The organism is Cupriavidus sp. 8B (genome assembly GCF_054589115.1).
The window spans coordinates 6,786-13,077 of the sequence record NZ_BAAILO010000189.1 but is presented as its reverse complement, the minus strand read 5'-3'; the positions used below and the strand labels follow the sequence as shown (position 1 = coordinate 13,077).

5 protein-coding genes are annotated in these 6,292 nt (G+C 66.7%); 3 read left to right on the top strand and 2 right to left on the bottom strand.

Annotated elements, in window-relative coordinates:
* Positions 1-169: 169 nt before the first annotated feature.
* Both ACYP5B_RS18880 and ACYP5B_RS18875 read right to left on the bottom strand, forming a co-directional pair.
* Positions 170-1,729 carry a sulfatase-like hydrolase/transferase gene (locus ACYP5B_RS18880; RefSeq protein WP_459570715.1) on the bottom strand — a complete coding sequence of 520 codons (1,560 nt, stop codon included), beginning with the start codon at positions 1,727-1,729 and terminating at the stop codon, positions 170-172.
* Between the two features lie 142 nt (positions 1,730-1,871).
* Positions 1,872-2,819, bottom strand: coding sequence for a Bug family tripartite tricarboxylate transporter substrate binding protein (locus tag ACYP5B_RS18875; protein WP_459570717.1), 948 nt, complete (start codon positions 2,817-2,819; stop codon positions 1,872-1,874).
* A gap of 288 nt (positions 2,820-3,107) precedes the next feature.
* On the opposite strand from ACYP5B_RS18875, the gene ACYP5B_RS18870 reads away from it, so the two are divergent.
* From ACYP5B_RS18870 to ACYP5B_RS18860, 3 genes are all read left to right on the top strand, one after another.
* Entirely contained in the window at positions 3,108-3,683 is a 576-nt protein-coding gene (locus tag ACYP5B_RS18870) for a MarR family winged helix-turn-helix transcriptional regulator (protein ID WP_400103417.1), read from the top strand.
* A gap of 92 nt (positions 3,684-3,775) precedes the next feature.
* The gene (locus tag ACYP5B_RS18865; RefSeq protein ID WP_400103419.1) at positions 3,776-4,513 is read left to right on the top strand and encodes a tetratricopeptide repeat protein; all 738 of its coding nucleotides are present in this window, start codon (positions 3,776-3,778) and stop codon (positions 4,511-4,513) included.
* Positions 4,514-4,650: 137 nt separating this feature from the next.
* The coding region (locus tag ACYP5B_RS18860; protein ID WP_459570714.1) for a transglutaminase family protein at positions 4,651-6,292 on the top strand (1,642 nt) is incomplete at its 3' end.

Below are 6,292 nucleotides of genomic sequence, written 5' to 3'. Positions count from 1 at the left end.
CGCCCCATCCGGCGCGCCTTTTTTGCCTACTTTTTTGGCAAGACAAAAAAGTAGGTCGCCTCCCCGAAGGGGAGGTGAAACTGCAGTTGCTTTTGAAGTTAAGCCGTTGAAGTTGAAGCTGTTTTTGCAGTTGCAGTTGCAGTTGCAGTCCACACCCCTCCACCTACCCTCACCACACCCCAAAAAACACCCCCGCCTGCTTATAAACATTAGTCTTGGCCACCACCTCCCCATGACTAACCGTAGTGCGCGGCTTGAGCATGCAAAACCATTCCAGCAGGTGCAGCCGCATCGCCGAGCGGATGGCTTCGTGGCCGGCATCTTCGCCCAGGTCGAAGAACTCGTCCGGGTCGCGTTCCAGGTCGAACAGCTGCGGGCGGAAACCCTGCCAGTGCACATACTTCCAGCGCGCATTGCGCACCATCCACGCCCGGCACTCGCCCGGTTGCCGGCCTAGCGCAATCCGCGCGCCGCGATAGGCGTAGTCCAGCTCCGACACCACGAAGTCCCGCCACTGGCCATTGCCGCGCTCGCGCGTGAGATCCAGCAGCGAGCGGCCTTCCACGCGATGGTCGGCCGGCGGCAGGCCCAGCGCGTCCAGCACCGTCGGCACCACGTCCACGGCCGAGACCATGCGCGCATCCGCGCTGCCGCGGGTGGCGTCGGCCTGGGGCGAGGGGTCGTAGACAATCAGTGGGATGTTCTGCACCGTGTCGTAGAACTGCTCCTTCTCGCCGAGCCAGTGATCGCCCAGGAAGTCGCCGTGGTCTGCCGTGAACACGATCAGCGTGTCTTCCCAGCGGCCCAGGCGCTCCAGTTGTTCCCACAGCTCGCCGAGCCGGTCGTCGATCTGCTGCACCAGGCCTTGATAGGCGGGACGCACCGTGTCCGAGACTTCGCTGCGCATGAAGTTGGCGCACTCTTCCTGCGTGCGGTACGCGTCGAGCACCGGATGCGGGTTGTCCAGCTCGGCGTCGTGGCGCTTGAGCGGTAGGCAGTCGTCCAGCGAGTAAGCCGCGTGGTAGGGCGCAGGCGCCATATAGGGCCAGTGCGGCTTGACCAGCGACAGGTGCAGCACCCAGGGATCATCGCCGCGCGCGGCGATGTACTGCATTGCCTGGCCCACCGTATAGGCCGTCTCCGAATGCGGTTCCGCCACGCGTGCCGGCAAGCCCGCATTGCGCATCTGCCAGCCCGACACGATCTCCCCTTGCGCGTTCTCGGCGCTGATCACGTAGTCCGTCCAGGGGTCCGCGCTGTCGTAGCCCTGCTTGCGCAGCCACTCGGCGTAGGCGCTGTGCGGCTCGGCGTGGTGGCCGTCGTGGCGGTCGACTTCGACAAAGTGCCCGCTGCGGAGCAGCGTTTCCAGCTCGCTGCCACCGTCGAGGTGCAGGCGCTTCATGTTGGCGTTGTCGGGCATGACGTGGGTCTTGCCGGCCAGCGCCAGGGCACGGTGGCTGTCCTTCAGGTATTCGCCCAGCGTCACTTCGCCGACGGATAGCGGCACGCGGTTCCAGGTGGCGCCGTGGCTGCTCGGGTAGCGCCCGGTGTAGAAGCTCATGCGGCTCGGGCCGCAAACGCCGGAGGTGACGAATGCCTTGGTGAAGCGCACGCCGCGCGCGGCGAGGGCGTCGATGTTCCTGGTACGCAGGGTGGGGTGGCCGTAGCAGGCCAGGTGGTCCTGGCGTAGCTGGTCGCACATGATGAAGAGGGTGTTTCGTGTGGACATGGTCTTGTTGATGCCGGTCAGGCCGCTGACCTGATCGTCATCAATTCAGTAGATAACTAAGCGAAGATTCATGACGATTTCATCCATGTATCAAATAGCATTCATGAAATGAATAATCTTTATGAAATTTGCCGGAATACTTTCAATCTCCGGTATAGCCAGAGGCCTTGACCACTGGCCCCCACCGCCCGGCATCCGCCGCCAGCACCTTCCCGAACTGCTCCGCGCTCCCGGTTTGCGGCTCCAGCCCCAGCTTCAGGAACCGCTCCTTCAGATCCGCCGACTGCACCGCATGCACGATCGCCGCATTCAGCCGCTCGATCGTTGCCTTCGGCGCGCCGGCCGGCGCCAGGAACCCGTACCGGCCCAGCCCTTCGATGTCCTTATAGCCAAGCTCGGTAAACGTGGGCACATCCGGCAATGCCACCGAGCGCTGCGTCCCTGAGCTTGCCAGTACGCGGATCTTGCCCGCGCGATGCATCTCGGTGAGATCGGCGAGCGTATCGACCGAGGCCGGCACCTGCCCGCCCACCAGCGCATTCATCAACGGTGCCGAGCCGTTGAATGGCACGTGCAGCATCTCCACGCCAACCTGCTTGCCGATCAGCAAGCCAAAGAAGTGTGGAATGCTGCCTAGCGCCGGCGAGGCGTAGGAATTGTTCTTGGCAGGGCTGGCCTTGAGCCACTCGATGTATTCCTTGAGCGTCCTGGCCGGCGTGCCGGGGCCGGTGGCCAGGGCCAGCTGGAAGTTGGCGGTTTGCGCCACCGGCGCGAAGTCGCGCTGGATGTCGTAGTTCAGCTTGCGGTAGACCAGCGGGGCGATGGTCATCACCGCGGAGTTGGCGACCACCAGCGTGTTGCCGTCGGCGGGCAGGGTGCGCGCATAGTCCATGACCAGGCGGCCACCCGCGCCGGGCTTGTTCTCAATGACCACGGTTTGCTTGAGTTCCTCGCGCAGCTTGTCGCCGATCAGGCGGGCGGCCAGGTCGGCGGTGCCGCCGGCGGGGTAGCCCACCAGGATGCGCAGCGGGCGGTCGTTCTGGGCCCTGGCCGGCGCGCTGGCGAGGCACATGGCGGCCAGTGTGGTCATGGTGGCGAGGGTGGGGACTAGCGCGCGCAGCAGTTTGGCGGGTTTCACGGGTTCTCCTGTTCTGTTGGTTCGGCAGCGGCGGGAAGCCGGCCAATTTATCGATACGGCCCGCGGGCGCCAAAGAAGGATTTCGCGCATCGATGTGCGCGTTTCGTTCCTGGGTTCATCCTGCCCGGCTGTACCCCGGCGGGTGCGCTTTGCGTGCGGCCCGCCGGTTCTTATGTAGCGGCACAGACGCTAACACCCACCCATATAATTGACAAAATCAACTAAATTTGCGGGTGCGGCATGAATGGCAGCGAAGTGGGCGAGCAGGCGCGGGAGCCAGCGCGGGACGCAGGTCAAACGCTGCAGCATCCCGCCCGGCTGGCGGATTTCCTCAACTACCGCCTCTATCACCTGACCCGCGTCGCCCTGCAAGCCAGCGGGCATCACCTGCGCGCCGCGGCCGGGGTGAGCCGGCGCGAGTGGCGCATGCTGGCCTTCCTCGGCGAGCAGCCGGGCACGCGCCTGACGGAGCTGGCGCAAAGCGCGGGGCTGGACAAGGTGCTCGCCAGCCGCGCCGTGCACGCGCTGATGGCGCGCGGGCTGGTGCAGCGCGCCACGCGCGAGCGGGACCGGCGGGCGGCGGCGTTCGTGCTGAGCGACGAGGGCGAAGCGGTCTACCAGCTTGCCTTTGCGCAGGCGCAGGCCTTCAACGCCCGCCTGGCCGCCTGCCTGGATGCGGAGGAGGCGCGGGTGCTGGCGCGGTGCCTGTCCCGGCTGCATGTGCAGGCCGAAGCCTTGCTCGCCGAGGCGCAAGCGCTGCCCAGCAGCGTACCCGCGCCCACGCAACTGGCGCAGGACTGGTGGCGCCAACCGTAAGGTTTGGCCGGCCGCTTCCGACTGCACCTGGCGACTTTCGAGTCCTACACTTGTACACTTGGAGTCAGCGCGTGCCCTGCCTGGAGCCTGCCATGCCGCTTGTCCGTCTCTTTCCTTCCCGCTTTCCTTCTCGATTGCGCGCTGCCTTCTTTATTGCCGCTCTGCTTCCCCTGTGCCTATTGGCCTCCCAGCACGCCCAGGCCGCGCGCCAGCCCCCGGCACCGGCGCAGGAACTGACGCGCCAGGCGGTGACCGCCTACGACGCCGGCGCCTTCGATTCGGCCTTGCGGGATTTTGCCAAGGCGGCCCAGCAGGGCAACCGGCTCGCGCAATACAACTACGCCATGATGCTGCTGCGCGGCGAGGGCACGCCGGTGCGCCAGGAGGAGGCGCTGATCTGGCTGCACCGCGCGGCCGAGAACGACATGACGCAGGCCCAGTTCACCTTTGGTGAGCTGTACGAGCATGGCGAACTGGTGCCGCGCTCGCTGGAGTCCGCCAACCAGTGGTACCGCCGCGCTGCCGAAGGCGGCCATGTGCAGGCGCAGGTGGAACTGGCGACCAACTACTTCACCGGGCGGGGCCTCGCGCGGGACTATGGCAAGGCCTTCGAGTGGTACACGCGCGCCGCCACGGCGGGCGACGGCGGTGCCCAGTACATCGTCGCCAGCTATTACGAGCGTGGCGAGCCCGGCGTGGTCGAGAAGGACATCGAGCAGGCCAAGATCTGGTACGCGCGCGCCGCCGCGCACGGTGACCCGGGGGCGCTGGCCAAGCTGCGCTCACTGATAGAGCAGGGACTGAAGGCAAAACAGGCTGGCGCGATGTAATGCTGCGGTAGCCTGAGCATGATGCCATGGAGGGGCCGCTGCCCAGGCGTACGCCGCGCATGCTGTGTGTGCAGCCGGGGGCGGTACAACTCTTGCTTGAGACAACAACACGAAACCTGCGCCAATGGGAGGCACTAGTGGCAACACACGTCGCACTGAACCATGTCACCCACTACCGGTACGACCGGCCCGTGAAGCTTTCGCCGCAGGTGGTCAGGCTCCGTCCTGCCCCGCACTGCCGCACGCCGATCCTTTCGTATTCGCTGCGCATCGAGCCCGAGCAGCACTTCGTGAACTGGCAGCAGGACCCGTTCGCCAACTACCTCGCCCGGCTGGTGATCCCCGAGCCGACCACCGAGTTCAAGATCACCGTCGACCTGGTGGTCGAGATGGCGGTCTACAACCCCTTCGACTTCTTCCTCGAGCCCTACGCCGAGAATTTTCCCTTCACCTACGAGCCCGGCCTGGCGTACGAGCTGGCGCCCTACATGGTCAAGGGCGAGCCGACGCCGCGCTTTGCCGCCTTCGTGGAGAGCATTCCGCGCAACAAGCAGACCACGAGCGATTTCCTGGTGGCGCTGAACCAGCGCCTGCAAGAGGACATCCGCTACCTGATCCGCATGGAGCCGGGCGTGCAGACGCCGGAGCAGACTCTTGAGACCGGCGCGGGCTCCTGCCGGGATTCCGGCTGGCTGCTGGTGCAGACGCTGCGCCACCTGGGGCTGGCCGCGCGCTTCGTGTCCGGCTACCTGCTGCAACTGGCGCCCGACGTGAAATCCATCGACGGCCCCAGCGGCACCGAGGTGGACTTCACCGACCTGCATGCGTGGTGCGAGGTCTACCTGCCCGGCGCGGGCTGGATCGGGCTTGACCCCACCTCCGGCCTGCTGGCCGGCGAGGGCCATATCCCGGTGGCATGCACGCCCGAGCCGGGCAGCGCGGCGCCGGTCAGCGGCGCGGTCGACGAGAGCGAGGTGACCTTCCACCACGAGATGTCGATCACCCGCATCTATGAATCGCCGCGCGTGACCAAGCCCTATACCGAGGCGCAGTGGCAGGCGGTGGCGGCCGTGGGCGCCGAGGTCGACCTCCAGCTCAACGCGCAGGATGTGCGCCTGACCATGGGCGGCGAGCCGACCTTTGTCGCGGTCAAGGATCGAGATGGCGCGGAATGGAACACTGATGCGCTCGGCACCACCAAGCGCGCCTATGCCACCGAACTGGTGCATAAACTGCGCGCGCGCTACGGCGAGGGCGGCTTCCTGCACTTCGGCCAGGGCAAGTGGTACCCGGGCGAGCAACTGCCGCGCTGGGCCCTGTCGATCTGCTGGCGCGCCGATGGCCAGCCCTGCTGGCAGGACCCGTCGCTGTTCGCCGACGAGCGCGAGCCGGCCGACTATACCGAGGCCGACGCGCGGCGCTTCCTCGATAGCCTGGCCACCCGCCTCGGGCTGAACCCCGGCTTTGTGCAGGCCGGCTATGAGGACACCTGGTATTACCTCTGGCGCGAGCGCCGCCTGCCGGTCAACGTCGACCCGCTGGAAGCACGGCTCGACGACGAGATGGAGCGCATGCGCCTGCGCCGCGTGTTCGATGGCGGCCTGGCGCGGCCCACCGGCTACGTGCTGCCGCTGCGCCGCACCGGCGAGGAAGACGGCCCGGCGCTGGCCGCCCACCGCTGGATCAGCGGGCCGTGGTTCTTCCGCGACGACCGCATGTACCTGCTGCCCGGCGATTCGCCGATGGGCTACCGCCTGCCGCTGGACGCCCTGCCCTGGG

Excerpts from the sequence above, each read along its gene's own strand:
- ACYP5B_RS18880 (WP_459570715.1), bottom strand. The coding sequence starts at position 1,729 with ATGTCCACACGAAACACCCTCTTCATCATGTGCGACCAGCTACGCCAG.
- ACYP5B_RS18875 (WP_459570717.1), bottom strand. The coding sequence starts at position 2,819 with ATGACCACACTGGCCGCCATGTGCCTCGCCAGCGCGCCGGCCAGGGCC.
- ACYP5B_RS18870 (WP_400103417.1), top strand. The coding sequence starts at position 3,108 with ATGAATGGCAGCGAAGTGGGCGAGCAGGCGCGGGAGCCAGCGCGGGAC.
- ACYP5B_RS18865 (WP_400103419.1), top strand. The coding sequence starts at position 3,776 with ATGCCGCTTGTCCGTCTCTTTCCTTCCCGCTTTCCTTCTCGATTGCGC.